This is a genomic window from Bradyrhizobium sp. CFUWI, assembly GCF_056429085.1.
Map to the genome: position 1 here is coordinate 1 of NZ_JBWJZE010000284.1, position 403 is coordinate 403.

Here is a 403-nt window from a genome sequence, read left to right on the forward strand (position 1 = left end):
GCCTTGGAACGAGCCATCGACGAGACGGTGCCGGATTGGGACCGCATCGCCGATGCCTTCGCGCCGCCGGGCGCGGGCGGGGAGCTGCCCGGCTTCGCGCCGTGGCTCGCGGCAGAGTACGAACTCGCCGAGTTCGCACCCTACTTCCCCACCGTGCAGGAGCTGATCGCCGAAGGCTTGCGATGGCTCTTCGAGCGCGGCACGCTCGCCGCTGCACTGCGCGCGCTGCGCTGGATCGGCTTCCCTGATGCGCGCATCGAAGAGCAGCGGGCGTACCTGCACATCCACTGCGGGAGACTCCCGGAGCGCGAGGAAGTCCGCCGCATCGTGCACGTCGTCCGGGCATCCCTGCCGGCCCACGTGGCGCTCTACCGGCTCGTGCATGGCCTCGACCGGCGCCCCG

The 403-nt window shown here is 71.5% G+C and carries 1 protein-coding gene; it reads left to right on the forward strand.

Translation table 11 applies throughout. The annotated features are described in order from the left end of the window. Positions 1-403 (forward strand): phage tail protein (locus AC066S_RS39820; RefSeq protein ID WP_478272066.1); only part of this gene is annotated, 403 nt, incomplete at both ends.